Below are 1,078 nucleotides of genomic sequence, written 5' to 3'. Positions count from 1 at the left end.
ATCCCGCTCATCCTGTGGGTCCTCTTCCAGGTGGTGATGTTTGCCGCCGGCGATGATGCCGCCGATATGGCAGGCCCAGGAGATCTGATCCTCGCCGCCGGCGGCAAACATCACCACCTGGAAGAGGACCCACAGGATGAGCGGGATGAAGGCCGGAATGCGCAGCGGGATGCGGGCGAAGGCCAACACCCAGACCTTCACCCTGGGATAAAGGATCAGATAGGCGACGACCACGCCGGCGATGGCGCCCGAGGCACCGATCAGCGGCACCTGCGAGTCCCAGGCGACGAGGCCCTGGAAGGCGGCGCCGGCGATCGCGCACAACAGGTAGAAGATGAGGTAGCGGATGTGACCGAGCGCGTCCTCGACATTGTCGCCGAACACCCACAGGAACAGCATGTTGCCGCCGAGGTGGAAGATGTCGGCATGCAGGAAGGAATAGGTGAGGTAGCTCAGGCTTTCGGGGATGACGATAAAACGGGGATCGAGCTCGGCGGTGTCATGGACGACCGACGGGATGAAGCCGAGACCAAGCACGGCGGCATTGGAGAAACTCTCGCCGCCGAGCGCGGTGGCGAGGTAGACCAGGGCGTTGGCCACGATCAGCCCGATGGTCACATATTGCAGGCGGATGTGGCGCAGCCTGTTGGTGTCGTAAAGCGGGATGAACATGCCCCAGGCCCTCTTCCGCTTTCGACAATCAGCGGTTCTTGCCGGGAACCCATAGCACGTCGGCGTTTCCGTTGTCATTGACCGCCCGGGCGGCGACAAACAGGAAATCCGAGACGCGGTTGATGTATTTCAGACCGTCGCGGTTGACGTGCTCGTTCGGGTCCTGGGCCAGTGCGACCATCAGCCTTTCGGCTCGCCTTGCCACGGTGCGGGCAAGGTGAAGTGCCGCCGCCGCCGCTGTGCCGCCATTGAGCACGAAGGATTTGAGCGGCTGAAGCTCCTTGTTGAGAAGGTCGATGTCCTTTTCGACCCGGTCGGTCTGCACGGCGACGATGCGAAGCGGCTCATAGCCGAGCGGCTTGCCGTCGTCGGGTACGGCGAGATCGGCGCCGAGATCGAACAGATC

At 63.0% G+C, this 1,078-nt stretch carries 2 protein-coding genes; both read right to left on the bottom strand.

Annotation, left to right across the window (positions count from 1 at the left end):
* The coding region (locus EN884_RS36755) for a rhomboid family intramembrane serine protease (protein WP_164895452.1) at nt 1-672 on the bottom strand (672 nt) is incomplete at its 3' end.
* A gap of 28 nt (nt 673-700) precedes the next feature.
* The coding region (locus EN884_RS36750; RefSeq protein WP_128361168.1) for a cob(I)yrinic acid a,c-diamide adenosyltransferase at nt 701-1,078 on the bottom strand (378 nt) is incomplete at its 5' end.

This window comes from Mesorhizobium sp. M7A.F.Ca.AU.001.01.1.1 (assembly GCF_004022735.1).
Classification (GTDB): Bacteria; Pseudomonadota; Alphaproteobacteria; order Rhizobiales; family Rhizobiaceae; genus Mesorhizobium; species Mesorhizobium ciceri.
Note: the sequence above shows the minus strand (reverse complement) of the source record. Positions and strands in the feature narration are given on the sequence as shown.